The 25534-nt window shown below is 63.3% G+C and carries 23 protein-coding genes and 1 tRNA gene; 6 read left to right on the top strand and 18 right to left on the bottom strand.

All coding sequences use genetic code 11. The annotated features are described in order from the left end of the window. Nucleotides 1-3: 3 nt before the first annotated feature. The 13 genes from ACRQDJ_RS01490 to ACRQDJ_RS01430 form a co-directional block, all read right to left on the bottom strand. Nucleotides 4-1020, bottom strand: a complete 1017-nt coding sequence (locus ACRQDJ_RS01490) for a PIG-L deacetylase family protein (protein ID WP_284903688.1) — start codon at nt 1018-1020, stop codon at nt 4-6. After that, nucleotides 1017-2330 (bottom strand): glycosyltransferase, encoded by a 1314-nt coding sequence (locus ACRQDJ_RS01485; RefSeq protein ID WP_435717746.1) that lies wholly within the window; start codon nt 2328-2330, stop codon nt 1017-1019. Before ACRQDJ_RS01485 ends, ACRQDJ_RS01490 begins: the two co-directional genes overlap by 4 nt. Nucleotides 2331-2339: 9 nt before the next feature. After that, the gene (locus tag ACRQDJ_RS01480) at nt 2340-3155 is read right to left on the bottom strand and encodes a zeta toxin family protein (protein WP_284903686.1); all 816 of its coding nucleotides are present in this window, start codon (nt 3153-3155) and stop codon (nt 2340-2342) included. Further along, nucleotides 3148-3426 carry a hypothetical protein gene (locus tag ACRQDJ_RS01475; protein WP_284903685.1) on the bottom strand — a complete coding sequence of 93 codons (279 nt, stop codon included), beginning with the start codon at nt 3424-3426 and terminating at the stop codon, nt 3148-3150. Before ACRQDJ_RS01475 ends, ACRQDJ_RS01480 begins: the two co-directional genes overlap by 8 nt. Before the next feature lie 76 nt (nt 3427-3502). Continuing rightward, a tRNA-Arg gene (locus ACRQDJ_RS01470) sits at nt 3503-3574 on the bottom strand. A gap of 198 nt (nt 3575-3772) precedes the next feature. Next, nucleotides 3773-4711 carry a universal stress protein gene (locus ACRQDJ_RS01465; RefSeq protein ID WP_435717745.1) on the bottom strand — a complete coding sequence of 313 codons (939 nt, stop codon included), beginning with the start codon at nt 4709-4711 and terminating at the stop codon, nt 3773-3775. Nucleotides 4712-4811: 100 nt separating this feature from the next. After that, entirely contained in the window at nt 4812-5546 is a 735-nt protein-coding gene (locus tag ACRQDJ_RS01460; RefSeq protein WP_320757904.1) for a C40 family peptidase, read from the bottom strand. Nucleotides 5547-5900: 354 nt separating this feature from the next. Further along, nucleotides 5901-6605, bottom strand: a complete 705-nt coding sequence (locus tag ACRQDJ_RS01455) for a metal-dependent transcriptional regulator (protein WP_435717744.1) — start codon at nt 6603-6605, stop codon at nt 5901-5903. Next, entirely contained in the window at nt 6598-8133 is a 1536-nt protein-coding gene (locus tag ACRQDJ_RS01450) for an MFS transporter (RefSeq protein ID WP_155875997.1), read from the bottom strand. The genes ACRQDJ_RS01455 and ACRQDJ_RS01450 overlap by 8 nt, the downstream gene beginning before the upstream one ends. Nucleotides 8134-8357: 224 nt before the next feature. Next, entirely contained in the window at nt 8358-9833 is a 1476-nt protein-coding gene (locus tag ACRQDJ_RS01445; protein WP_320757906.1) for an NCS2 family permease, read from the bottom strand. A 298-nt stretch (nt 9834-10131) separates the two neighbouring features. Then, nucleotides 10132-11559, bottom strand: a complete 1428-nt coding sequence (gene manA, locus ACRQDJ_RS01440; RefSeq protein WP_435717763.1) for a mannose-6-phosphate isomerase, class I — start codon at nt 11557-11559, stop codon at nt 10132-10134. A gap of 16 nt (nt 11560-11575) precedes the next feature. Further along, on the bottom strand, nt 11576-12301 hold the full coding sequence (locus ACRQDJ_RS01435; RefSeq protein ID WP_274778296.1) for a DUF3027 domain-containing protein: 726 nt from the start codon (nt 12299-12301) through the stop codon (nt 11576-11578). A 58-nt stretch (nt 12302-12359) separates the two neighbouring features. Further along, the gene (locus tag ACRQDJ_RS01430) at nt 12360-12737 is read right to left on the bottom strand and encodes a cold-shock protein (RefSeq protein ID WP_016443284.1); all 378 of its coding nucleotides are present in this window, start codon (nt 12735-12737) and stop codon (nt 12360-12362) included. 216 nt (nt 12738-12953) lie between these two features. Here ACRQDJ_RS01430 and ACRQDJ_RS01425 point away from each other — a divergent pair, with 216 nt between their 5' ends. From ACRQDJ_RS01425 to ACRQDJ_RS01410, 4 genes are all read left to right on the top strand, one after another. Continuing rightward, a complete protein-coding gene (locus ACRQDJ_RS01425) occupies nt 12954-14891 on the top strand; it encodes a TPM domain-containing protein (RefSeq protein ID WP_435717743.1) in 1938 nt (645 codons plus the stop codon). A 102-nt stretch (nt 14892-14993) separates the two neighbouring features. Then, the gene (locus tag ACRQDJ_RS01420) at nt 14994-15749 is read left to right on the top strand and encodes a PspA/IM30 family protein (RefSeq protein ID WP_435717742.1); all 756 of its coding nucleotides are present in this window, start codon (nt 14994-14996) and stop codon (nt 15747-15749) included. Nucleotides 15750-15984: 235 nt separating this feature from the next. After that, the gene (locus ACRQDJ_RS01415; protein ID WP_435717741.1) at nt 15985-16728 is read left to right on the top strand and encodes a response regulator transcription factor; all 744 of its coding nucleotides are present in this window, start codon (nt 15985-15987) and stop codon (nt 16726-16728) included. Nucleotides 16729-16737: 9 nt separating this feature from the next. After that, nucleotides 16738-18345 (top strand): sensor histidine kinase, encoded by a 1608-nt coding sequence (locus ACRQDJ_RS01410; RefSeq protein ID WP_279058556.1) that lies wholly within the window; start codon nt 16738-16740, stop codon nt 18343-18345. A gap of 24 nt (nt 18346-18369) precedes the next feature. On the opposite strand, the gene ACRQDJ_RS01405 is transcribed toward ACRQDJ_RS01410, so the two are convergent. Next, a complete protein-coding gene (locus ACRQDJ_RS01405) occupies nt 18370-19194 on the bottom strand; it encodes a lysophospholipid acyltransferase family protein (protein ID WP_435717740.1) in 825 nt (274 codons plus the stop codon). Next, nucleotides 19191-20006, bottom strand: coding sequence for an SDR family NAD(P)-dependent oxidoreductase (locus tag ACRQDJ_RS01400; RefSeq protein WP_435717739.1), 816 nt, complete (start codon nt 20004-20006; stop codon nt 19191-19193). Before ACRQDJ_RS01400 ends, ACRQDJ_RS01405 begins: the two co-directional genes overlap by 4 nt. Before the next feature lie 200 nt (nt 20007-20206). Here ACRQDJ_RS01400 and ACRQDJ_RS01395 point away from each other — a divergent pair, with 200 nt between their 5' ends. Continuing rightward, complete coding sequence (locus ACRQDJ_RS01395; RefSeq protein WP_435717738.1) at nt 20207-21655, top strand: HD domain-containing protein; 1449 nt, start codon at nt 20207-20209, stop codon at nt 21653-21655. A gap of 184 nt (nt 21656-21839) precedes the next feature. Here the strand turns inward: ACRQDJ_RS01395 and groL are convergent, their stop codons facing one another. The 3 genes from groL to ACRQDJ_RS01380 form a co-directional block, all read right to left on the bottom strand. Further along, a complete protein-coding gene (gene groL / locus ACRQDJ_RS01390) occupies nt 21840-23462 on the bottom strand; it encodes a chaperonin GroEL (protein ID WP_016443292.1) in 1623 nt (540 codons plus the stop codon). 321 nt (nt 23463-23783) lie between these two features. After that, nucleotides 23784-24410, bottom strand: a complete 627-nt coding sequence (locus ACRQDJ_RS01385; RefSeq protein ID WP_435717737.1) for a LytR C-terminal domain-containing protein — start codon at nt 24408-24410, stop codon at nt 23784-23786. A 4-nt stretch (nt 24411-24414) separates the two neighbouring features. Beyond that, nucleotides 24415-24789, bottom strand: a complete 375-nt coding sequence (locus tag ACRQDJ_RS01380) for a DUF3263 domain-containing protein (protein WP_435717736.1) — start codon at nt 24787-24789, stop codon at nt 24415-24417. Nucleotide 24790: 1 nt separating this feature from the next. Between ACRQDJ_RS01380 and ACRQDJ_RS01375 the strand changes: the two genes are divergently transcribed. After that, nucleotides 24791-25459: a uracil-DNA glycosylase gene (locus ACRQDJ_RS01375; protein WP_274733378.1), complete on the top strand. Its 669-nt coding sequence runs from the start codon at nt 24791-24793 to the stop codon at nt 25457-25459. Nucleotides 25460-25534 lie beyond the last annotated feature (75 nt).

Raw genomic sequence — 25534 nt, 5'->3', positions numbered from 1 at the left:
GCCTTATTCTGCCACCGGCGTGGAAGGCTGGGGCATGCTAGCGGCACGCGCGGAAGAATCCACAGCGGGGAACGACGACGCTTCCTCTGCCGGGCGCAATCCCGGCCAGAGCGGAAGCTCCTGGAGCTGGCCGCCCACGTGCCGGATAAGCAGCTGCGGGGCGGGTTCGGAGTCGGGCTCAGGGCCCGGTGCCGGGGCGCCGGCTCCCGCGGCGCCAATAACCGGCAGGCCAGCAAGCCCTGGATCCGCGCGATCAACTACGGTCAGCTGGGAGGCATAGCAGCGCAGCGCCGCCACCACGGTGGCTTCATGAGCCCGGGCGTTGCGGTAGCACCATCCGGATTGCGCGGGAGTGGATGCCAGCTCGAGCACCGGAATTCCGCTCACCCGGCCTAGGGCACGGGCCAGGCGATGCACGCGGACGTGGTCGGGATGGCCGTAGCTTGCTGCGGCGTCGTACCCAATAATGACGGTGGGCCGCACGTGCGCGAGGAGTGCCCGCGCATCTGCGATTTCTTCGCTCAGGTCCGCGCGGGAAAAGGCGCGCGGGCCGGCGCTGGGCGCGGGGCCGGCGACCCCGGGTGCAATCCAAGCCATCCCGGAATCGCGGTAGCGGCGCGGCGCGGCGCCGGGTGCGAGGGCCGGCAAGGTGCCGAGCCAGAAGCCGTCCGTGACCCCGAGGATGGCGCGCGCTCGAGTGATTTCCGCTTCGCGCCGGGCAACAAGTTCGGCCTCCCCCGCGCCGGCGGGCAGGGTTCCGGGGACCGCTTCGCCTTCTTCGCCGCGGGTGCAGGTGAGGATGCTGACGCGATGCCCGGCGGCGGTGAGGAGCGCGGTGAGGCCGCCGGCTTGGATTGCTTCGTCGTCCGGGTGGGCGTGGAGGAAAAGGGTGCGGGCGAAGAGCGGGTCGCTGGGGTCCCAGGTGTAGGGGACTGCGTTGGTGCCCGCGCTGGTCTGGCTGCTGGTGCGCGCGTCAGTGTGCGCGTTGGTGCGCGCGTTGGTTCCGCCGGCGGTGCTCATGCGTGCCTCCCGAGTTTGCGGTAGGCGGCGGCGTAATCGCGCGCGACCGCGTCCCAGGTGCGCGATTCGGCGAAGGCGCGCCCCGCGGCACCGTGCCGGGCCCGCAAAGCCGGATCGTCCAGGTAGGCCCGCACCGCGCCGGCCCATTCGCGCGGCTCGCGGCTGCGGCACAGGGTGCCCGTCACGCCGCCGTGCACCGATTCGGGGATCCCGGAGGAATCCCAAGCCACCACGGGGGTGCCGCAGGCAGCCGCTTCCACGTTGATAATCCCGAAAGTTTCCGAGAAAGAGGGATTGAGGAGGAGTTGTGCGTGGGCGAGGAAGGCCGCGAGGCCGGTGCGTGGGAGCGGCCCGATGAAGCGGACGTCACTTTCCATTCCCGTTTCGGTTACGACGGCGCACAAGTGGTCCTCGTAGCCGGCGAAGTCATCGGAGGCCGCCCCAGCAATAACGAGGAGCGGGCGGGTGCCGGCGGGCAGCTCCGCGAGCGCGCGAATCGCTAAATCCGGGGCTTTCAGGGGTTGGAGGCGGGCGGCGAAGAAAACGTAGTCCCGGCCGCCGGTCACCTCGGTGACGCAGTCGGGGGCGGTGGGCGCTGCGGCCGGTGAGGCGGCAGCGAGTCCACCAGCGCGGGCCGGGCGGAACATCTCAATATCCACGCCCGGGTGCACGATTTCGACCGGGCAGGGCGGAGTGCCGTAGCGCTGCGCGATCATCTCTTTTTCCGCTTGAGATACCGCAATAATGAGGTCTGATTCGCGCACGCAGCGCTCCTCGCCGGGCACCCGCCCGGAGGATTCCGGCGGTTCACCATCGGCAAGATTTTGGCCTTTCCGCGCAGCTACCGAATGGAAGGACTGCACGTGAGGGCGCCCGGTTTCCTGGGCGACGGGCAGGCAGGCTACGCCCGCGAACCAGTGGTGGGAGTGGATAAGATCGACGCCGCCGCCGTGCTCGGCCATCCACCGGCGGAATTCCACCGTGAAGGGGGCGATGAGGCCATCGGTGTGGCTTTTTGCAACGGGATGGCGCGGGCCGGCCGGTAAGAAGAATGCACGTACGCCCGGCATGACCTCATGCATATAGGGCTGGCCGGGTTCGCTGGCGCGGGTGACCAGATCAACCCGGTGCCCGGCGCGGGCCAGGGCCTGGGCGGTATTGGTCACCACCACGTTGAGGCCGCCGGCATCGGCGGAGCCGGGAGTGGCCAGTGGGGAGGTATGCACCGAGGTCATAGCGATATGGAGCGGGGCAGGCGCGCCGTCGTTCCTATCCGGTTCCTGTACGTGGTGCGTATTTCCCAAGGTCATTCCCCCAGCCTACCCGGATTCGAGGGTTTTCCGAATATTCTCCACAAGTGCCATAACAGGCATATCGTCGGGAGTGAACTTCCGTATACCTTCATCCAAACGAGGAACGAGCTCCGCTAAATATTCCTTTTCCTGCACGGAAAGTCCCCTATGAAACTCGTGCCGGAAAACTTCAAGACCGCGGCTCGCTGGTGCGCCGTCGTAAAGATAGTTACCCGAACGATTCGTAACCGTGAAACGGTCGAAAGGACTCATGCTCGCACATACCGCCGCAACCGTTTGGTCAAGAGCGTTTACCGCCACCTCATGTGCTTCGGGTGGCGTCCAGCGAGCAGGCAAGCCGCGTAACCGATCCGCGTAAAATCGCTCCAATAATCCTGCTTGGGAAAGCACCGGTGGAACCGCAAGAATAATCGCGTGCGTGCGGCGCCCAAGCTCGCGCGCTTTCCTAGCTTCGGTTATTACCATCGCGGTATTGCGCCATGTTCCTTCAACCAGAGTGGAAAACGAGTTTTGTGACGCCCAATCGATGCACATCGCGATCCATTGGCCAGAGGCTTGGGCAGTTATGTGAGGCATCTGGAGAGGATCGTTCTGGCATAGCCAATCATAATCGGGATGAAAAGCTCGCAGATCATCGCCGATAATGCGCGTAATATTTTCATCGAGATAGCGAGATATTACCGTTTTTTGTGTTTTGGTTTTACCGGCACCTGGCTGGCCACCGAGAAAAATGGATACCGGCGATAGCGATACCCGAGATCTGGCGAATACTCGTGGTTTGACGCGACGGATCCACTCTGCGCGGATATCAAGATCACACATGAGAAAGAGTGGTGGGTAATTGCTCACGCAGTGCATGCCACGAGCGAATACAACGAATCTGTTCCGCCCGATCATTTTCATTCACAGCATCGCGCTGCTCAATGAGCTCGAGGTATTTACCATCGTAAACCGCTCGACGTGCTTCGTCACCCGCAATATCCGCCTGTCTGGAAAGGGAAATATAACGCCCGCAAAGCATCGTTCCCGCTTCATAGAACACGTCATAAAGAACCGTGTTGGAATAGTCCTCGTAACCAAAAGGCTCCGTCATGGTGTCACGCCCCTTTCGCCCTTGTTCTATCCTAAGCAGTAGCCCCCACACGGGCTACCCGCGCACCGATCTACTGTGCCCCCGAAAGGATTCGAACCTTCGACCTACCGCTTAGGAGGCGGTCGCTCTTCCCCTGAGCTACGAGGGCGGGCCTACCGCCGCCCGTTCATCCGAACGACGGTAGGAATAAGATAACCGTTCCAGGTTACTCTGCGTGGCACCGTGGGCGCCACTTACCGCATGCGGTGCCGCGCTACTTATCGCGGCTCACCCTACCGCCGGAATGTGCGCTGTCGCCCAGACCCCGCACGCGAGACCACCCGGGCACCTCGCACCACCACACCAGTTACTGCGCCGAAGGATCGGGCACATCCCAGGGCACATTAGTATCCGGAACGTGGAGGTTCTTGGTGGCGTGGGTTGGCACCACGAGCACCGGCGATTGGGTGCCAAGGAGCAGCGTGTGGCTAGTGGAGCCAAAAAGCAGCCCGGTAATTCCGCCGCGGCCGCGCGCTCCCACGACCACCAGGTCCACGGAGCTAGAGAATTCCGCCATGATTTCTGCCGCGGAGCCTTCCACCGCGTAGCAGCGCACCTGTACGGTTTCATCCCCGCGCAACACTTCGGCCACGGTTTCTTCCAGGCCCAGGCGGGTGTCATCCAGAATTTCGCGGGTCATATCCCCGCCGGGAAGCAGGCCGCCCCCGGCGCGCGTGACCGACACCGCGTTAATTGCGGAGACCTGCGCGCCCCAGCGCCCGGCCATCCGCACCGCCAAATTAAGCGCGTATTTCGATTCCTGTGAGCCGTCCACTCCCACCACAATGTGGCGAATCGGCAGGCGCCGCGAATGCTGGAGCGGCACCACGGCAACCGGGCAGTACGCCTTGGAAACAATCGCGCCGGCCACCACACCCAGCTGGTCAATATCCGCGGTATCGGCCCCGGAATACCCCACCACCAGCCGGGAAGCGATTTTAGACTCTGCCAAGAGCAGCTCAACCGGGTCCCCGGGCAGCGCCACCGCGGTGGCTTCCAGCCCTGCCAGGCCCGCCACGCCTTCCTGGGCGAGCGCCTCCCGCGCGATACTCATGGCGCTTTCATAGGATCCGCGCGGATCCGGGCCTTCCTGATAGCAGGTGAGGGCCCGCAGGGTGGCATTGCGGCTCACGGCCACGTGCGCACCCCATATAAGCGCCGCCCGCGATTCGGGGGAGCCATCCACCCCGACGACCACGGAATTCTCATGCTGGTACATCGTTACCTCCGTTGCCCATTCTCCCACGGGCACGCCCCGGGGTGGAACCGTGGGTAAAATGCGAACGCCGCCGGGAGTTCCGACGGCGTTCGTACATAATTCTTCTCAAGCCTCGCGAGGACGCGCCTTAGGAAACGCGGATGACGATGGGGGTATCACCGCACCATGAATCCGGCCCCACGCGGGTACCCATACCCGGGTTCCACGCGGCCACATTCTGGCCGTTACCCAGCGAGATCGCCACGTGGCCGGGCCAGTAAAGGATGTCACCGGGCTGGGCTTCCGCGTAGGAAACCTGGCGCCCCACCGAGAGCACCGAGGTGGTGTACCCGCCGATAGCAACGCCGTGCTGGGCGTAAACCCAGCGCACGAAGCCGATGCAATCCCAGCCGGAGGGGGTGGTGCCAGCCCACACGTAGGGCGAACCCACACCGCTGAGCGCGGTATCAAGAACGGAGGAGCCAATGGCGCTGGGGGCGGCTTCCACTTCCACACCAATGCCCGCGGCGGCGGGAGTGGCATCGTTATCAGAGGAAGTGGTGGCGGTGTCCGCCGCGGCGGTGGTGGCGCTGGCGGCCGGGGCGGCTACTTCAATAGCCGGAGCTGCGGATTGAATGTTGATCTGTTCGATCTTCCATTCCGAGGTGGCGCTCGTGGTGCCGGCGATGCCAGCAGCAACGTCCTGCGCGTGCGGATTAGACAGCGCCGCCTTGGCGGGCGCGGCCGCGGTATCAGCCGCCGCATTCGGAACGATCAGTGCTGCCGCGCCGCCCACAACGAGAGCTGCGGTGAGACCACGTACTGCGGGGTTCGCCAGGTTATGAGCCTGCGACCGCGTATCAAGAGCGTGGCGTCCGGTCATGGGATGATCTCCTACAAAAGTTTTCCTGCGCGCCCGAGGGGCACTTGCGGTACGTTCATTAGCGTAACGATTAGGCAACGAATTGTCACGTTTATGTAACAAGTGGCACAGGAGGGTCGTTATCATCCTAAAACGGCGATCTCCCGGCCTTTCCTCCACTTTTTTCGCGTGATATCAGGCTTTTCCCAGCACCCGTTTATAACGTTTTGATATACTTTTTCGCGGCTTACGTCACGCTGAGGTGACGAACTGTGGTGGAGACCACGGGAACGACGACGCCGCACTACCGCTCCGTCAGGCCGATCATCCGGCTTTCATTGCCACTCGAGGCGCACCGCCTCCAGCCCGGCCGCCTCAGGCGTGCACGAGGAGGTGTTTGCGAATCCAGTCAGTCAGGGGAAGAACTCCGCTTGCCCCGTGGGCGAGGATATCGCCGTCGTCCTCAACACTGATGGTCACCGCAGCATCGGGTTTAATGCCGGCCGCGGCCATGGCTTCGAGGAGGTCGTCGTCGGTTTGCACCACTTCGCCGATGCGCGCAATGGTAACTTTCCCACCGCTCGGGTTGCGCTCCAGGTAATCCGCCACGGCGAGCAGGCCGGTTCGCGCGGCTATATCAGCGCCGGGGCCCAGGGAATTTTCCGCGGGAATCGGGTTGCCGAAAGGATCGTGGCTGAGCTCGTAGCCCTGCTCCCCTAGCACGTGGGCAATGCGTTCTTCTAGTTCGCGGGACATGACGTGTTCCCAGCGGCAAGCCTCCGCGTGGACGTGTTCCCAGGGCATCCCGAGCACGTGGAGGAGGAAACATTCGGCCACCCGATGCTTACGCATCACGCTGGTAGCGATGCGCCGGCCTTCCTTGGTGAGGACAATAGCGCGGTTGGTATCCAGGTACATCATGCCGTCGCGCTCTAGGCGTGCCACAGTTTCCGAGACGGTGGGTTTGGATTGACTCAGGCGCTCCACGAGCCGAGCACGCAGCGGAACGATTCCTTCTTCTTCGAGTTCGTAGACCGCTTTGAGGTACATTTCGCGGGTATCAACAAGGTCATCACTCATCGCGCGTCTCCTTCGTCTCAGCGGCGGGGGCGGCATTCGGGTGCCCATCCACATCCGGTTCCTCATGCGTATCTTGCCATTCTAAGCCGCCCGCGCGCTGCGGGGAATGCCCAGTTTCGGCATCGTGGGCTTCATCTTCAGGTTCGAAAAGATCGGCCTCGACTTCGTCGTGGTCCTCCGCGGTGAAACTTTGCCCGCTATCCGTTTGCCCGGTGCGATTGGCCCGTAGTTCAGCTTCGCGCTCCTCATTTTCATGTTCGAGCGGGCCAAGAATCTCCAGCTGGAAGGGATGGCGCACCCGGTAGTGCACTTCCACATCCCATTTGCGCCGGCCCCACAGGTAGGCACCCACGGTAGCCACCAGGCAGCCAATCGCGCCAATGCCCACACCCCAGCGCGCCCCGGCTGCCCCGGAAATACCGCCCACCACCAGGGAACCGATCGGAGTCACGCCCTGGTTGACCGTTTGGTAGAGGGAGACCACGCGCCCGCGCATCTGCGGAGAAGTGGACATCTGCACCGCGGCATTGGCGGCGGTGAGCATAATGAGCATGAAGAAACCGACCGGCACCAGGGTGAGGGTGTAGATCAGCAAATTCGGGGCCAGTGCATTGGCAGTAACCGCGATACCCATAGCTACGCCCGCTCCTACCACGGAGCGCACACGCGGTTGCTTCGTACGCCGCGCCCCCACCACGGCACCGGATAGCGAACCAACCGCGACCATAGAAGAAACAATGCCGAATTGGGTGGAGTCGGCGTGGAATTCCATGGTGGACATGGACACCGTGGTGAGCGGGGTGTTCATGGCCAGGCAGGAAACCACGCCCACCACCGCGAAAATCACGAGAAGATCGGAGCGGTTGCCCACGTAACGCAGGCCGTCAATCGTCCCCTGAATCGCGGAAACCTTCTTTTCCGGGCGGGGTGCCGGATGGAATTCTTCCGGGCGCATGAGCGCCAGCGCAATAAGGGTAGCCCCGAACATGATGCCGTTAATAATGAAAACCCAGCCGGTCCCAATAATGCCAATAAGCAAGCCGCCCAGCGCGGGCCCGATCAGGCGCGCAATATTAAAGGACATGGAATTCAAGCCCACCGCATTCGGTAGCCAGCGCGGAGGCACCAATTCGGAAATAAAAACGAGACGCGGGGGATTATCGAAAGATTGAATCACCCCGATGGCCAGGGCGAAAAGACAGACCACCAGCACATTCGCCCAGCCCAGGAGGACCAGTACCCCCAGGGCCACCGCGGTGAGCAGCATTCCGAATTGGGTGAGCACCACCATTTTGCGTTTATCGAGGCGATCAGCGAGCGCTCCGGCCAACGGCATAATAAAAGGAATGGGAACGAATTGCAGCGCCGTGACAATACCGACGGCGAAAGCATCATTATTGGTGAGGTCGCTCATGACGAGCCAGTTCTGAGCGGTGCGTTGCATCCACCCGCCGGTATTGGCGACCAACGAGGCAGCGAACCAAATAGCGTAGTTGCGGTACTTCAAACTGGCGAATGTACGCCCCACTAAATCCTGCCCCCTGCAGAAAAATCCGATATCCATAGCGGCCGGCGGGCGCGGCGAGCTCGCAGTTGCGCTATCTGCGGTGAGTTTATCACGCACGGCCGGGCGAAGCTCACGTTTGTCTCACCGGCGAAAATGGTACGACGACGCACGCAGGGCCCACCCGTGCGGGTAGGCCCTGCGTGATTGAGCTGGCAGCCACAGTGCTGCGCAGAACTGAGATGTGCTTAGCCGAGCAAGAATTTCTGAATCGGATCGAGCAGGAAGTAGACCACGAAGGCCACGAAGGTTCCCCACATGAGGGGGTGCACGCGGCGGGTCTTCCCGGCGGCCACCGACATGATGACGAAGGCTACGAAGCCCACCCCGATGCCGACCGTAATGGAGTAGGAGAAGGGCATGAGCGCGATGGTAAGGAAGGCCGGGATACCCACGCTCAGATCTTCCCAATCAATCTCGGTCACCTGCTGCATCATGAGGAAGCCCACCGCGACCAGCGCGGGAGCGGCCGCTTCGGAAGGAACCAGAGTGACGAGCGGGGCAAAGAAGATGGAGAGCAGGAAGAGCACACCGGTGGTCACCGAGGCGAGGCCGGTGCGCGCGCCGTCAGCTACGCCCGTCGTCGATTCAACGAAAGAGGTGTTGGAGGATACGCCGCCCATACCGCCGGCCAGCGCCGCGATGGAATCGAGGAGCAGGATGCGGGAGGTGTGATAGGGCATGCCGTCCTCATCGAGAAGGTCACCTTCAGAGGCCACCGCGACCATGGTGCCCATGGTGTCGAAGAAGTCGGCGAGCATCACGGAGAAGGCCAGCACCACGACGGAGATCACGCCGATCTTCTGGAAAGGACCCACCACGGAGAAAGCACCGAGGGTGGAGAAGTCCGGGATCTGCACCGGGGAGCCGTTCAGTGCGGGTGCCCCACCGTTCCAGCCAGCTACGTCACCGCCGGCCACGTTTCCGGGCTTGGCAACAATATTGACGATAACGGCCGCGACGGTTGAGGACACGATGCCGATGAGGAGCGCGCCGGGAACCCCGCGCAGCAGGCAGATCGCGGTGAGGAAAAGACCGAAAACGAAGACAGCCAGCGGCCAGGAGGCGATGGAACCGTTAATTCCGAAGGACATGATGGTACCTGCGCCGGGGCGGATAAGCCCGGCATTGACCAGCCCAACCAGGGTAATAAAGAGCCCCAGGCCCACAGAAATGGCGGTGCGCAAGAACTTCGGCACCGCCCGGAAAATAGCTTCACGCAGGCCCGTCACCACGAGCAGCGTGATAACGATACCTTCGATGACGATAATGCCCATACCGTCAGCCCAGGTCATACCGGGCATCTGCACGATGACCACGCCGACGATGGTATTGAGTCCCAGCCCGGCCGCCATGGCGAGCGGGAAATTCGCGATAACGCCGGTGAGCAGCGTCATCACACCCGCAACGATAGCGGTACCCGCAGCGATGGCCGGGAGGTTCGGACCCTCGGTGCCGCCGCCCAGGTAGGCTCCGGTGGAATCCTGCCCAGAAAGAATAATTGGATTAAGAACCAGAATATAGGCCATGGCCACGAAGGTGACCAGCCCGCCGCGCACTTCCCGGGCCACGGTGGTCCCGCGTTCGCGCAGCCGGAAAAAATCCCGCTTCGGCTCGGAGGTTGTGCTGTGGTTCGTCTCGACGTGCGTGGAAGTTACGCTCACGAAGATCTCCTCGGTAGTCGTGCGGTCCGCTGCGCGCCAGGCGAGCGCGTGATCCGCAGATTTTCGGGCGGTCCTGACCGCCACCAGCACTCATTCTTGAACCCGGTCACCACCCACGCAAGGCACGTCTCATTATCTGGACGTTTTTTCACCCTTTTCATCTCACATTTCGAGACACTGGCCGCCTGCTGGGCGAAAACGGCGCGCTGGCGCGGTTTTCTCCCGCCCCGCCACCCGCGTGAGTCCGGCCACGCGGCTGCGCGTGCACGGCGTTTCACCACGCGCACGGCCCGGGTCGTTACGGAACAGATGCGACGACGACGTCGCCAAATCCTCGTACCGCCAGCTCCCCGTCACTGTGCGGAACAAAAATCGCCTGCCCCGAGTTGAGCGGTTCGCGCCGGCCTCCGGCAAAGACTTCCACCGCGCCCTCCAGGCAGACCACCGTGCGCGGACCGCGCGAGCGCAGCCTTTCCGTGGAGGTAGCATCGCGCAGATGAACGACCGAGAGTTCAAAATCATCCACGGGAACATAGAAGGTGGATACCGCCTCGCTCATATGCTCGGGGGCGATGCGAATGGGCGGAACTGCGGCGTCGTCCATAATCCGCACCAATTCCTCCACATCCACATGTTTCGGGGTGAGGCCGGCGCGCAGCACATTATCCGAGGCTGCCATAATTTCCACCGCGGTTCCAGACAGGTAGGCGTGCACTGTCCCGGCGGGGATAAATAGTGCTTCGCCCGGGCGTAAACTCACGGGATTCATGAGGAGGGAAGCTACCACTCCCGGGTCGCCGGGATAGTACTGCGCCAGGGTTTCCACGATGCGATCCGCACGCGGGGAAGGCGAGGCGCCCCGCTCCAAACGCGCGGCGCAAGCAGCCACCACCTGCGCAATCTGGGCGGGTTCCGGGCGGGTTCCCGCGGAAAGCAGCTCGGCGAAAACCGCTCCCACCCCGCGTTCTTCCACGAGAGCCGCAAGCCGATCCGTGAGCGGCAGCCCGAGCCCACCCAGCACTTCAGCGATGCGGCGCGGCGTGCGCAGCCCACAGATAGCCTCAAACGGCGTGAGAGCATAGGCCAGTTCCGGTTTATGGTTGCGATCCCGATAGGAACGATGGGGAGCGGTGCGGGCAATTCCGGCGGTTTCTTCCCGCTCGAACCCCGCGCGGGCCTGCTCAAGGGAGGGATGCACCTGGAGGGAGAGCGGCTGATGCGGGGCAATGAGTTTGAGCAAATACGGTAATTCGCCCCCGTGCCGGCGCGCCACATCCGCACCGAGCATCTCCTCGGGTGCCCGGGCGATAAGATCGCGCAGGCTCGGCCCACCGGCACCCAAGAACGTAGTGGATTCTTCGGCACGCTCCGCGTGCCCCGAACAACCCGGGAGCTCCGAGCGATCCGGAGTGCGCACGCCTTGCGCCAGGCCAGTCCGGTGCCGCGCGCGCCACCGCCCGCGCGGGGTGCGCGCCACGGCGCCCCTGCGCCCGCCCACCTCATCTTCACGCCCGATCCGGTGTTCGCCAGCGGGTGCGGAGGGGTAGAGCTGGGCCAGGTCGAAGAGTGGAGCATCCGCAGCGCTGATCACCTGGGCTGAATCATCAGGGTGGGCACCGAGCCAAATTTCTGCCACCCGGGTTTCCGCCGGAGCGTAACCGAAGAGCGCGGGAAGCGCACTGGTGCCGCCCCACGCGTAATCTCTGGCCCGCCCTTGGATCCGCATCACCGCTGCTCCTGTTTTAGCTCAGGGCGCCGGTGGCCTGGTAGCGCCGCCCGCGCGATCCGCGCACCACGGTCCGCCCGCGCCCGCGGCGCACCACCGGGGCTGCCACTTCCACCGCCGGCACTTCTGCCGCTGCTGCGGTTTCCGTTTCCGCCCCGGCAGTTTCCGTTTCCACCTTGGCGGTTTCACTTTCCGCCACCGTGACCTTGCGCCGCACCCGGCGGCGCCGGCCGCTGCGCTCAGCCCGCTCGGCTTTGTCCGATGCAGCAGCCCGCACCGATTCCTGACGTTCCTTTTCCGAGGCGGCCCGCGCCTGCGCTTTCTCCGTTTCCAGCTTGGCCAGCCGTTCACTCCACGGCACCCAGCGCGGAGCCAGCAAAGCCCCCGCCCCGGGCAACATCTCAATTTCGTTAAACGTCACGGTGCGGGCCCGGCTCGCTCGGCTTACCGTAATACTCCAGTACCAGCCGTGATAACCCGGATGAGTACAGGTAAAGAGGTAGGAGACCACCCGGGTATCCTCAGCGAGGAATCCCGCGTACTCCCCCACGAAACGTTCGGCGATGGCCGCGAGCAGGGTTGCCCGCGCCTCATCAACAGCCCCCGCGAGAACTCGATCTTCGGGCAGGCCGGGGAGCGGTTCCACCCGTTTATCATCGGGTGCCACCGCTACATTTTCATCGACGCGATCCTCCGGGCGCGCCATATCCGCGCCCTCATCCGCGTGTCCTTCTACCCTCACATCGGGAAAGTGGACCGCGGCGGATTCTTCCCCCGCGCAGTTGGCATGTTCGGCATTCTTAGGCATCAAAATCATCGGCAACCGCACGCAAGGCGCGCGCGATCTGCCCTCCCCCTTCCGGGTAGCGGCCGCGCCGAAGCTGGGTGGAGGCCCCGTCCAGAAGCCGAATGAGATCTTCCACGATCACCACCGTTTCTTCCGGGGAACGCCGATTCTTCCGCGCGAGCGATTCAAGTTTGGTCATGGGTTCGACATTGAGTGCTTGCGGACCGCGACGCGTATCGGCAAGCCCGAAAGATACCCGCTGGCCCTTGCGCGGCGTCAGCCCTTCCGGGAGGGCCGAGGCGGGCAGGAATACCTGCGCACCGTCCTCATCGCTGACAATAAAGCCGAAACCCTTAGCGGCGTCGAAAAACTTAACCTTTCCGGTTGGCACAACACTCTCATTTCTAGCAAAAACGCTTCGCACACGGTCGGGCGAAGCACCAGCGTCATTCTACCAGCGCCCCCGCGGGCACAGGCAACGCTACCGGCTGAACGCCCCCGGCCCCTTTTCCCATCCCCCTCCCAGCATGCTGTGGTTAAATTGTGCTGTCCACCACTTGAGGGCTAAGCCCGGTGATCACCACCGGGCGCACGGAAGGTTGAAATTATGGGGATCGCACGCCGGATAGCTGGAACATTAGTGCTCGCGGGCGCCCTGCTACTTTCCGGCCCGCTGGCCGCCGCGGAAGAACCCCTCTCCAGCGTTGATCCGGTCACGGATCACGCCCAGGTGCTGTCCGCCACGGAAGAAGAGCAGCTGCGCACCTCCCTCAACCGCCTCCAAGATGAGACGGATTACGCGGTACGTTTCGTTTTTGTCGATAGGTTCGACGGCGCCAGCGCGGACCAGTGGCCCATCGACACGTTCAACCGCGCCGGGCTGTCCAGCGATGCCACCCTCATCGCCGTGGCCGTGGATAGCCGCCAGTTCAGCTACGCCTACGGCCGCTCAAGTTTCTCCGCCTCGGATCTGGACAACGCTTTTACCAGCGACGTGCGCGCCGCCTTCCGGGAGGGCCGTTGGCTGGAAGGTTCCCTCGCCTACACCCGGGAGCTGGCGCAAGGGGAAGAAACGAATTGGGCCGGTGTGGCGCTCGGGGGCGGCGTCGTCGTCGTTATTATCGGGGCCGTTGTTTTCGTGCGTTCGCGCAAACGCAAACAGGCGGAAAATAAAATTCGTGAAGATCTTGCCGCGCTCGGCAAACGTGCCGCAGCCGCGCTTTTAGCGACCGACGACGGCGTCCGCAGCGCCGCCGCGGAACTCAATTTCGCGCGGGCGCAATTCGGGGTGAACTCAGTGCGCGGCTTTGACCAGGCGCTCGCGCAGGCACAGCACTATCTCCAAGAAGCTTTCAACCAACGCCAGCTCTTAGACGACGATATCCCCGACACCCCGGAGCAGGTGCGTGCCTATAACACCGCGATTCTGGAACTGACCGCCAAGGCGCAGCGGGCCATTACCGAACAGGAAGAAGAATTCTCCCGGCTGCGTGATTTGGCCGCGAATGTGGACGAGGCCGCGGCGCGGGTGCGCGAAGGCGCGGCGGATATTCGCACTAATCTTCCCAGCGCTACCCGGCAATTGGACTCGCTGGCGGCGAGCTACGGGGAGGGCGCGGTGGCAACTTTCCGTACCTACCCCGCGGATATTGAGTCCTTGCTGGCCGGGGCGGAGGATGCGCTCGGGCAGGTTGATCGGCTCCTTAGCGGGGGCGAACGCAACCAGGCCGTGCCTTTTGTGCGTATCGCAGAACAGGCCCTGGATGAGGCTGCGGAACGCTACCGCGCGATTTCCAACGTCCAAGAATCTGTTAATCGTGCTTTCGCCCAGCTAGCCGAGCATATCTCCTCCATTTCGGCGGATATTGCGGATGCCCATCGCATCGGCGGGGATCATGCCCCGGTGGTGGCGGCGCGGGATCGGGCGGCGGCGCTGGTGGAGAAATATCGCGGGGAGCGCGTGGATCCGCTGGCCGGAATTCGGGAGCTCACCGAGGCGGAACGTGCGCTGGACGGCGCCCTCGCCCCGGCCCGGAACGCGGAGGAAAACTACCGGCGCCAGGCAGCCGGAGTGGAGCGGGATCGCCAGCGAGCCCAGGCCGCGGTGCAGCGAGCGGAGGCCATGGTGTCGCAGAACCGCTGGACTACCGGGAACGAAGCACGTGCCCCGCTAGAAGCGGCCCGTACCGCCCTCCAAGCCGGGGATACCAGTGATGACCTGGCTAAACGGCGTGACTATTACGCGCGGGCCGAATCCTATGCCCAGCGCGCCACGGATGCGGTCCAGGCGGCGCTGTCCGCCCGCAGCTCCGGTGGTTTTGGTGGCAATAACGGCGGTGGGGACGTAGGTAGCCTGCTGCTCGGAATGTTCCTCGGTTCGCTCTCCGGGGGCGGATCCCGCCACAATTCGGGCTGGAGTTCCGGTTGGGGCTCCGGCTTCGGCGGCGGGCGTGCTGGCGGTTTCGGTGGTTTCGGTGGTTTCGGAGGTGGCTCCGGCGGATTTGGCGGCGGGGGCGCCGCGGGAGGAGGGAGCCGTTCGTTCTAAAACCGGTGGCCGCGTGCGTCCGTTGATCGCGCCCCGCCCGGATACTATTTATCCATTATTCATCACACCATTCCTACTCGACGACACAGAGAAAGGCTGATCATGGCTGAAAAACAAACAATCCTCGGACGCATTACCCAGCTGGCGAAGGCGAATATTAACGCGCTCCTCGACCGCGCCGAAGACCCGCAGAAGATGCTCGACCAGATGGTGCGGGATTACAAGAATTCCATTGCGGAAGCCGAAGATGCCGTGGCCCTGACCGTGGGTAATCTGCGCCTGGCACAATCCGATTACAACGAGGACATCAAAGCAGCCCGCGACTGGGGGCAGAAAGCCATCGCCTCCTCGCGCCGCGCCGATGAGATGCGCACCAAGGGCGATGAAGCAGGTGCGAACCACTGGGATAACCTCGCGAAAGTGGCACTGAGCAAGCAGATTCAATACGAGCGCGAAGCCAAGGACGCCGAACCCATGCTCGCCTCCCAGGAAAAGGTTGTGGAGCAGCTCAAGTCCGGGCTCACCCAGATGAAGGACAAGCTCACCGAGCTCAAGAACAAGCGCGATACCCTCGTGGCGCGCCAGAAGTCCGCCCAGGCGCAAAGCCAGGTGCAGGATGCCATCTCCTCGATCAACGTGTTGGATCCCACCAGTGAGCTGGCCCGTTTCGAAGAGCGGGTCCGCCGCCAGGAAGCCCTGGCGCAGGGCAAGGCCGAAGTCGCCTCCCTGAGCTTGGCTGATCAATTCGCAGAATTGGAGGATCATTCCGACGACGCAGAAATCGAAGCGCGCCTCGCCGCCCTCAAGAGCGGGGAAGCGCCCGAGCAAATCGAAGGCCGGGACTTCACCAGCTACTAAAGTACCGGGCTCTCCGGCACGGGGAATATCCCGCGCGGGGACTATCCCGCATCGGGCGCGGGCGCAAGTCATATGCGCCTGTGTAGCCCAAGCTCCGCGTGGCTTCCCGGGCCGGGGTGGCGCTGCCACCCCGGCCCGCGGCGTCGTCGTTCCTCCCCTCTCCCTCCCACCTCTTTCCTTTCGCTTCCCGCAAACTTCCAGGAAGCTTTCAGAAAGCTCGAGTTTCCTTAGTTTTATGACGCCTACCGAGCACACTCCCGAAGCGGCCATCCTCGTTGTTGATGATGAGCCCTCGATTCGCGAACTTCTTTCCGTTTCTCTCCGGTTCGCCGGATTCGCTGTGTACACCGCCGCCGATGGCGCGGAAGCCCTCGCTCACCAGCAAAATCAGCACCTGGACCTGGCCGTCCTCGATATCATGATGCCGGGCATGGATGGCTTTGAGGTGCTGCGCCGGCTGCGCGAACGCGACCATGATCTCCCGGTGCTGTTCCTCACCGCCCGCGATGATGTGAAAGACAAAGTCCAAGGTCTGACGGTCGGCGGGGATGACTACATCACCAAGCCTTTCTCCCTGGAGGAAGTGGTGGCACGTATTCGCGCGGTGCTGCGGCGCACCAGCCCGGAGGAAACCGAATCGGCGGTGCTGCGCTACGCGGACCTGGAAATGAACGAAGATTCCTATGAGGTCACGCGCGCCGGCCGGCCGGTGGAGCTCTCCCCCACAGAATTCAAGCTGCTGCGCTACCTCATTATTAATGCCGAACGAGTGGTTTCTAAATCACAGATCCTCGACCATGTATGGGATTACAACTGGCAGGGCGAGATTTCCATCGTGGAATCCTATATTTCCTATTTGCGGCGCAAAATTGATTCCCCGGAAGCCCTGGGGATCACCGATCCGGAAGAGGCCCGCAACCTCGTTCCTCTCATCCACACTCGCCGCGGCATCGGCTACGTTCTGCGTGCTTCCAAATAGCATTCGGTTATGACCCAACGTCACGATCCGCTCCCCCCGGAAAGCGCGGGGGCTCCGCCGTTGCCGAGCCGCCCCGCGCAGCCCGGCAACCCGGCAACCGAATCTCCCGCGCGCAACCACCGCGGCGGAGTTTTCCGGCGCGCGCTGCGGCCGGCCCGCACCCTGGCCGGCCGCCTCATTATCGCGTTCGTCATCCTGGTGGGCACCGCGGCAACCTTTTTGGGTTTCGCCTCGGTCACCCTTCTCAAGCAATACCTAGTCTCCACTATCGACCAGGATTTGACCACGAATGCACGCTCGGTGGAGCGGATGTTCCTCCAGGAGCTGCCCGGTGCCAGCCAGTCCTCCCCCCTCAACCTCTCCGATTTCTTCGTGCGGGTCAATTGGGGTATTGCCGGGCAGCGCGAGGTAACCACCTACGAACTTCCCAATCCGGGGGCCGTAGAAGAATTCGGCTACCCGCGCGAACTTGACCGTATTGCCAGCCTGGGTTCCGAAGAGCCCGTAACGGTTCCTTCCACCCTGTACGGCTCGGATTGGCGGGTACTGGTTCACCCCATTAGCCCGGCCTCCACCGGCGGCCTCATTACCGGGAACATCATCATCGCCCAGCCACTCGGGCCGATCGAGTTTACGATTGCGCGACTACGCCTTATTTTTGTGCTCGCCGGACTCGCGACCGTGCTGGCGGCCGGACTGGCCGTGACCGGTCTGGTATCGCGTACCTTGCGGTCCCTGCGTGATATCGAAGCAGCTACGCACACCATTGCGGAAGGGCACCTAGCCGAACGTGTTCCGCACGGTCAGGACGACGACGAAGTTGGGATGCTCGCTAAATCCATTAACGTTATGCTCGCCCAAATCGAGCACGCCTTCGCGGAAAAGGAACGCTCGGAAGCAAAAATGCGGCGCTTCGTTTCGGACGCCTCCCACGAATTACGCACCCCGCTAGCAACCGTCCGCGGGTATTCCGAACTGTATCGCCTGGGCGGAGTTCCCCCCGAGCGTGTCCCCGAAGCGATGGAGCGAGTGGAATCGGAAGCCAACCGAATGGCCGGGCTCGTGGAGGATCTGCTCCAGCTGGCCCGCCTGGACGAAAATCGCCCCCTTAACCTCGATTGTGTCAATCTTGCCAAGCTGGCCGATAACGCCATCCTTGATTTCCGGGTGCGTGCCCCGCAGCGCACCGCCACGGTGGTTGCTTTGGATGGGAGCACCCCACCGCCCGCGATGGTGGAGGTACACGGGGATGCGGATCGCATCACCCAGGTGATCGCAAATCTGCTTTCTAATGTGCTCGCGCACGCCCCGGAAGCCAGCCCGGTGGAAGTGGCGGTAGGCATCGCGGAAGGCCAGCCCACTATTGAAGTGCGCGACCACGGCCCCGGTATTTCCGAAGCGGATTCCCAGCGCATCTTCGAGCGCTTCTACCGCCCGGATTATTCACGTTCGCGCGAATCTGGTGGTTCCGGGCTCGGCTTGGCCATCGTTGCCGCTATTATGGCCGCGCATCACGGTACCGCGCGGGCGCTCACAACCCCCGGTGGTGGGCTCACGGTGCAGCTCACCTTCCCCGCTCCCACCGAGCCGTGCCAGAATCCGGCATCGCCCAGCTAAGCGAGCTACTCAGGTTCCAAGCAGTTACTCAGTTTCCGGAAACTCGCCGGCCTCGCTCGGATCGCCCGCTTCGGGCGCCGCACCCGCAGTGGGAGCCTGACCGGCTTGCGCCGCGTCAAAAGGACTGGTGCCTTCCGGGGTGAGCGGGTGCGCGCTTTTCTGCTCGAGCATCATCTGGATGGCGGTGAAAACTCGGCCCATAAAATCTGCCGGGTCTTCCTCCGCGAGACCGTACATGGGCCGGCCGATAAACAAAAAGACTTCGCCGCGGAATTTCGGGAGCACCGCACCCACCGGCATAACTTCGTGCCCGCCGGACATGGCAATCGGGACAATGGGAACATTGAAACGCTGGGCGAGGGCCGCGGCACCCGCCTTCGGAGTACCGAGCTCCCCTGTACGTGAACGCGTACCTTCCGGGAAAATCAGAATTGGAACACCCGCTGCTAGCAGGCGGCCTGTCATCCCTTTGGCACGGCCGGGCTGGTATTCCGAACCGGCTTTACCCGTGGGCTTTTTACCGCGCTCAATAGGATAGGTATTAAAGAATAACGAGGTGAGATTGGAGATGCCGCGGCGGCGATAGAAATAATCCGCGGCCGCCCCCGTGGCTAACCGCTCGGTGAGTTTATCGGGGAGCAGCGAGAAAATCATGGGAGCATCCAGGTGCGAGGAATGGTTCGGCACCAGGATAAATGCGCCGTCCAGGTTCTCGATATTTTCTTCTCCCAGCACGGTGGGCCGGAGGATCGTGGACATGACCGGTTTTGTGAGGGCACGGCGCACCCGATGCCGGCGGCGGGCTTTGGAGTCATCCAAATACGGATCGATCGGTTCGAGCTCGCTCACCCGCGGTCCGCCTTTCGCCCACTGCCGTTAATTTTCCTTGCCACCCAGTTTACCGCGCAGCGCGGGCCCTTTTCCGCGAGAAAACCAATAATCTTGTAGCGCACCGTGGGGGTGCAGCGGACTTTTCCGCGCGCGGCCGCCGCAAGCGCGGCCCGCGCCACCGTATCGGGTTCGAGCCAGAGCACATCGGGAACCCCGGAGCGTTTCCCGCCCGAGTTGCGGTGGAAATCCGAACGCACCCATCCGGGCAGGACCGCGGTGACCGTCACTCCACTACCGTGCAATTCCACAGCCAAGGATTCGGACCATACTCGCACAAAGGATTTGAGGGCCGCGTAGGCACCCATGGGAACAAAACTCTGCACCGAGGCGATATTTATGAGAGCGCCCCGCCCGCGGCGCGCCATTGCCGCTGTGGCTGCCGCGCCGATCCGTACCGGTGCCCCCGCCATGAGGGCCGCCGCGGCCTCGATCCGGTCCATATCCCCATCCACGAGGCTCTCGTAAAGGCCCGCCCCGGCATTATTGACCACCACATCAACAGCATGGTCAGCTAGGTAGCTGCACAGGCGTGCGACGTCGTTGCCCGCACCCAGATCGCAACACATCGTTTCGCATTCCACGCCCCGCTCCCGGAATTCTTCGGCAACGGCGTTCAGGCGTGCTGCCCCGCGCGCCACCAGGACCAGCGCGTATCCGCGCGCGGCGAGCTGGCGGGCGAAAGCGAGCCCGATACCGGAACTTCCCCCGGTCACCAGCGCCCGGGGCCGGCCGGCGGTGGGCGAGGCGGAGAAGGCTGCGTCAGATATCACGTCTCTACGTTAGTGCACCGGCCGCGCCCGTGCACCTCGCCGGCCCGGTTATCGCGTTCAGCTGGGCGAAAAGTGGAGGGTCCGCGGCGTTACCCGCGGTCAAACAAGGTCCTACCCGTCCGCCTCCGCTGCGGTCCTGAGGTGCGAAAAGGCCCAAAGTGTCCCCACCCGGGCCGGGGCATGATTAGAATCAGTTGCGTTTGAGTGCGGAGGGCGACGTGCGTCGTCGTCCCCTGGCGAAAAGTTCGCCGCGGGTGCGCACCACGGTGGGAGGAAATATGTCCGTTCCTTCGTGGCTGCCGGTTTCTTTCGAGAAGGCAGTGACGGGGCTGGGGGCGACCGCGTCCAGCGCGGAGATTCAGGCGACGTGCGCGTCGGTGCTGGGGCGCTGGTCGGAACCTGATCGCATCTTCCACGATATTCACCACCTCACGGCCATGCTCGCCAACGTGGAAAAACTCATTAACGAAACGCATCACCCGGATACTGTGCGGCTTGCGGCCTGGTACCACGGGGTGGTTTTTTCGACGTCGCGCTACCGCGTCTACACGAAACGCGGGGGTGAAGATGAGCTGCTCTCGGCGCGCACGGCCGAAAATGAGCTGACGCAGCTGGGTATCGCCGCGGAAACTGCGCGCCGGGTGGCCGAATTGATTTGGGGCATGAAAGCTCCCGCGCTTACCGCTATGCCGGTCATGGGGCGCGCCCCGGCGACCAGCCTGGGGACCGCCGAACAGGATATTGACATTATGGTGCTGCGTGATGCACACCTGGCGATTTTGGCTTCCTCCCCGCAGAGCTACCGGCGCTATACCCAGGCAATTCGCGAGGAATACCCGCATATTCCCGATGAGAGTTTCTGGCGCGGGCGCGAAAAAATCGTGGCGAAGCTGCTGGAGCGCAAGCATTTGTTTTATACGCCCGAGGGCCAAAAATGGGAGGATGCGGCGCGCCAGAATTTGCAGGCGGAGGCCGCGAAGCTGCGCAAGCGCCTGGCGGAGCCCGAGCGCCCCGCGGAGGCGACGGCACCGGCCGATGGGCCGCACAGCGGGGAGACTACGCGGAGCGGAGAGGTAGCGCGCACGGCAGACGTTACGCGCCCGGGCGATACGGATTTAGGTACGACGGCGCTGCCACCTCTCACCGCGCCAGCCGCGCCCGTATCGCTGGCCACACCCGTAACGCCGGCCGGGGCTGAGCCCTACCGCGATGCTCGCACCGAAACCTCGACGTTGGAAGCGGTGGAAGCACGTATTCCGGAGGAGGATTCCGGCGAGGTCACGCGGGTGATCCCCACCGGGCCGGTGACGGACGTGAGTGAGCCGCAGCTGAGCGCCGAGCAGCTCCGCAAGCGCCAGCGCGAAGAAGTTTCCCAGGCCATGCTCAATAAAATTAATGAGCGGCGGCGGGCGGCCGAAAAGGAACGCGATGAGGCACTAGCGCTGGCGGAGAATATCGACTCCCCGCTCGCGGATCGTGCCCAGGCCGAGGTGTGGAAAGAGAAGGAACGCGAGGGCGCGCCCCGGCGTACCCCGCGTTACACGGATACTATCCCGCCGCTGATCGAAGATGATCCCGAGGGAGATATTGTGGCCCGGCCCGCCGATCCCTCCCCCACGCACGGTATCGAGCGCGAACCGGATATGTAGGCCCGGCCGGATATACGCGTGCGGCCGAAATCGATAGCATGCGGCCTACGGACAGGACCCGCGCTACGGACAGGCCCTGCGCACTGCGGGCCGGGCCTGTCTGCACTTCCGTATATGCCAAGGGTGGCGCGCCCTCCACTCGGAAAGCGCGCCACCCTGACGGTTAGCACCTTAGCTTTGCGGTTTAGTACATACCGCCCATGCCGCCATCACCCTGCGCGGCCGGAGCCGGCGGTTCAGGCTTGTCCGCCACCACGGCTTCGGTGGTGAGGAAGAGGCCCGCGATGGACGCCGCGTTCTGCAGTGCCGAGCGGGTCACCTTGACCGGATCCATAACGCCCGCCTCCATGAGGTTGACGTATTCGCCGGTGGCCGCGTTGAGGCCCTCGCCCTTGGGGAGGTTGCGGACCTTCTCGGCCACCACGCCGCCCTCGAGACCGGCGTTGCTGGCGATCTGCTTGAGCGGAGCTTCGATAGCGTAGCGCACGATGGCAGCGCCGGTTGCTTCATCGCCCTCGAGCTTGAGGTCAGCGAAAGCTTCCTTACCGGCCTGGATAAGAGCCACGCCACCACCGGCGACGGTGCCTTCTTCCACGGCTGCCTTGGCGTTACGCACGGCGTCCTCGATGCGGTGCTTGCGTTCCTTGAGTTCTACCTCGGTAGCCGCACCGGCCTTGATAATCGCCACGCCACCGGCAAGCTTGGCCAGGCGCTCCTGGAGCTTCTCGGTGTCGTATTCGGAGGTGGAGTTCTCGATCTGGGTGCGGATCTGGGAAACGCGCCCGTCGATCTGCTCCTGGTCGCCAGCGCCGTCCACGATGGTGGTGTTTTCCTTGGTGACAACCACCTTGCGGGCGCGGCCGAGGAGCGTGAGATCGGTGTTCTCAAGCTTGAGGCCAACCGATTCAGAGATGACCTGGCCGCCGGTGAGGATGGCCATATCCTGAAGCATTTCCTTGCGGCGATCACCGAAGCCCGGAGCCTTGACGGCCACGGAGCGGAAGGTGCCGCGAATCTTGTTGACCACGAGGGTGGCCAGCGCTTCGGATTCCACATCCTCAGCGATGATGAGGAGCGGGCGATCCGCCTGCATAACCTTTTCGAGAACCGGGAGGAGTTCCTTCTGGTTGGAGATCTTCGAATCCACGAAGAGGATGAAGGGATCTTCCAGAACGGCTTCCTGACGCTCGGCGTCGGTCACGAAGTAGGGGGAGAGGTAGCCCTTATCGAAGGACATACCTTCGGTGAGCTCAAGCTCCAGCTCCAGGCCGGAGGACTCTTCTACGGTGATAACGCCTTCCTTGCCGGCCTTATCCATGGCCTCGGCAATGACCTCACCAATTTCCTGGTCACCGGCCGAAATAGCGGCGGTGGAGGCGATTTCTTCGCGGGTATCAACTTCCTTCGCGTCCGCGAGGAGGCGTTCGGTCACGGCCTTAACCGCGGTATCGATGCCCTTCTTCAGCGCGATGGGGTTGGCGCCGGCGGCCACATTGCGCAGGCCTTCCTGCACGAGAGCCTGCGCGAGAACCGTCGCGGTGGTGGTGCCGTCACCGGCGATGTCGTCAGTCTTCTTGGCAACTTCCTTGACGAGCTCAGCACCGATGCGCTCGTACGGATCTTCCAGCTCAATTTCCTTGGCGATGGACACGCCGTCATTCGTGATGGTGGGGGCGCCCCACTTCTTATCGAGAACGACGTTACGGCCCTTGGGTCCCAGCGTCACCTTGACGGTGTCCGCGAGGAGATTGAGGCCGCGCTCCATGGAGCGGCGTGCTTCCTCATCAAAAGCAATGGTCTTTGCCATGCGATATTCCTCCAGAATCACTGTGGCCGGTGCCCGCGACGGACGGCCTTCCGCGCGAAGCCTTTCTTCGCTCACGGTCAGCCTCACCAACCAGGTGGACTTATCACTCACATACTCGGAGTGCTAACAGAGATTCTGGCACTCTCACGGCTCGAGTGCAAGCTTTGGTTCAGGTACGACGACGCAGCAGCCACCCGCTAGAAAAGCGCGATATGCCCGCAATTCCGCGCACCTCACCCCGGATTACCGCCCCGAAAACTTGAGCGGAATACGCTCAACTTTTAGCGGCTGGCGAAGCCGGGAATCTTCGCGCGCGGTTCTTTAGCCGCGGGTATCTCCCGCCAGCACAACGACGATGCTATCCCCGCTGGCACTGGCATTTTCAACGAAATCAGTGATCCCCAGTTCCGCACCGATGGCCTCCACCGTGGGCAGATCGGCGGCCGCCGGATAGAAAATCTGAGAGTGGGCCGGGGCGGCGTGCTGGTAGTTACCGATGGAGGTGGCGGTAAAGCCAGCCTCCGTGAGCTGGCTCTGGTGGGCCGCGGCATATCCGGAAATTCCGGAGGCGTTGAGGATGAGGGTGGAACGGCTGTGATCCACCTCAGCGGCCGGAGTGGGGGAAGTCGAAGGTGAGGCGGCTTCCGCGGGGTTTGGAGCCTGCGCCGCGGGCGCCTGGCTACTTTCCGCCCCCGCACCTTCGGTACCAGCTTCGGGCGCCGGCGTTGCGGACTGGGCCGGTGCGCTCACGCTCGGTTTCTGGGAGGGCGGCGCTACTGAAATCTGGTTCATTTTGACAATGCCGTACCCGAGAGCCGGGGCGAGAATGAGGATAGCGATAAGCGCGATCCACCACTTCACCGAGGATTCGCGCTTGCGGTGAGCCCCGCGGGTTGTGCGCTGGCGCGCCGCGATATCAAATTCGTCTACTGGGTACTTTCCTGCCACACGGCTAGCCTAGCTGTTTTCCGCCGCGACCGCCGCGTTCTTTATCGCGCAAATCCCGCAAGCGGGTAATAGCGCGCACCACATCCGGATACTCCACTTCAGCGCGCGGGTTATTGAGAATCCCGGAAAGGATCAGGTAGTAGCGGGTGGGAGTCATGCCGAGCGCCCGAATTGCCTCGGTTTTCGTGCGGTACGCGGCCCGCCAGCGCATCTCCGTGGTGAGGACGCGCAGCTCGTCGTCGTGCAATGCAGGCCCGGCACCGCGCAGGAACTCTTCCCAGGCAGCCTCCCGCTCACGGCGCGCGGAATCCCCTTCTCCGCGCCCGCCTTCGCGGGGCGCTTCCGCAAAAGGAGGTTCTTCACTCCGGTACTCTGACACTATGCAGCCTCTTTCCGAGATCATCAGCCCCGATTGGGCGCGGGCTCTTGCCCCTGTTGAACCTATCATTCACGAGATGGGGACGTTCTTACGCGAGGAGAACGCGGCCGGGCGCGGCTATCTTCCCGCGGGCAAGAATGTGCTGCGTGCTTTCACGTATCCCCTTGATGCCGTCAAGGTGCTCATCGTGGGTCAGGACCCCTACCCCACTCCCGGGAATGCGGTGGGGCTCTCCTTTAGTGTGGCGCCGAATGTGGCCCCGCCGCGCTCGCTCGTCAATATTTTCCGAGAATTGCACGACGACGTTGGCGCCCCGCTTCCCAGCAGCGGTGACCTCACGCCGTGGTGCGAACAGGGCGTTATGCTCCTCAACAGGGTGCTGACCGTGACCCCGAATAACGCCAATTCCCATCGCGGGCGCGGCTGGGAAAAGGTCACCGATCACGCGATCCGCACTCTCGCGGCGCGCGGCAAGCCCCTGGTGGCGATTCTGTGGGGCCGTAATGCTCAAGAGTTACGCCCGCTACTGGGCGCTACCCCGGTGATTGCCAGCCCGCACCCGTCACCGCTTTCAGCATCCCGCGGCTTCTTCGGCTCCAAGCCTTTCTCGCGAGCCAATGCACTTCTTGCCGAGCAGGGTGCCGCGCCGGTTGATTGGCGGCTACCCTAAAAACCCGCGCATATTAATTTACTAAGGCGTAGTATGAAACTAGGTGCGGACTATTTACCCGCATATCACGCCTTT

It is taken from the genome of Actinotignum urematis, assembly GCF_051264595.1.
Lineage (GTDB): Bacteria > Actinomycetota > Actinomycetes > Actinomycetales > Actinomycetaceae > Actinotignum > Actinotignum timonense_A.
The sequence above is the reverse complement of the archived record's forward strand: the minus strand, read 5'-3'. Positions and strand labels throughout refer to the sequence as shown.